This window comes from Oleiphilus sp. HI0043, from assembly GCF_001634935.1.
In genome coordinates, this window is the sequence record NZ_LWEY01001779.1 from 1 (window position 1) to 1224 (window position 1224).

A 1224-nucleotide genomic window follows, 5' to 3' on the forward strand; every position below is an offset into this window, starting at 1 on the left:
AAAGTTTGCATAGGTATTCAAACGACGACGCATTGGTAATAAAGCACCACGCTCAGGACGCTCTTCTACAGGAATCTTCTCAGACTCTTCATGGCTCAAGCCGATTGGGCCTTTAAGAATTGCATCCGCTGTATCACATAGATCAATCGTTTCCTGAGGGAAAGACTTACCATGTGAGAAGTAAGCACTGGCTCCGAATGGGCCGTCGATGCAATCAAAAACAACATCACGTTTTTCTTCAATTAGCTTTAATACACGCAAAGCCTGCTCTGTAATTTCTGGGCCAATGCCGTCACCTGCGAGAACCGCAATCTTGTATGTTTGAGTCATTATTTTTTCCTAGCGAAATAATACGTCGATATAAATGTGGGCGTATTGTAAAGATAGCGCCCCCTATCTGGCAAATAAATTGATTTATAAAGAAGACGATATGGCCATTCAAATAGCGCATATCGCCCATAATAGGTTGACGGGCGCGTCACCATTATGTAACTTGCTTACCCCTTAGATTAAAGTGTTAACAGAGCATTAGGCCAATCGCCTCGGTGTCGGGATACAAACTTCTGTTAACATGCTGTATGTAAACTAATTTGTTTTGAGATTTTGTGGCAATGGCGTACGAAAATATACTTTATGAAGTAATTGGTCCTCTGGGATTAATCACCCTTAACAGACCAACAAAGCATAACGCGGTGTCGTTAGCGACGCTGGATGACCTTCATAACGCTTTTGCTGAAGCTGAAGCCGACCCTCAGGTTCGCGTTATCGGTTTAACCGGTGCGGGCGAGAAAGCCTTTGCTTCAGGTTCAGACCTTAACGAAGTAGAACACCGAGATATTAAGAAAGCACTTGAACCGATTGTTCAAGGTTTTGCTGAACGCTGTGAGCGTAGTGAGAAAGTATCTATCGCCGCCATCAATGGTATCTGTATGGGCGGTGGCTTGGAGCTGGCACTGGGTTGCGATATTCGTATCGGTACGACTAACTCCAAATATGCAACACCTGAAGGCAAGCTAGGTATTATTCCTGGTGGTGGTGCAACTCAGCGTTTACCACGTATTGTTGGTAAAGCTTGGGGCATGGAAATGTTATTAATGGGTGAAACCATTGATTCTGACCGCGCTTATCAAATAGGCTTAATTACCCGTTTGCTTGAGCCAGAAGATCTTATGCCGACGCTACATAAAATGGCAGGTCAAATTGCCGCGTTTGCGCCACTCGTTC

At 44.5% G+C, this 1224-nt stretch carries 2 protein-coding genes; one reads left to right on the forward strand and one right to left on the reverse strand.

Annotated features, from left to right (window positions below):
- On the reverse strand, positions 1-330 hold a 330-nt coding region (locus A3729_RS27455), incomplete at its 3' end, for an isocitrate/isopropylmalate family dehydrogenase (RefSeq protein ID WP_255376416.1).
- Positions 331-611: 281 nt separating this feature from the next.
- On the opposite strand from A3729_RS27455, the gene A3729_RS27460 reads away from it, so the two are divergent.
- Positions 612-1224 (forward strand): enoyl-CoA hydratase/isomerase family protein (locus tag A3729_RS27460; RefSeq protein ID WP_156498175.1); only part of this gene is annotated, 613 nt, incomplete at its 3' end.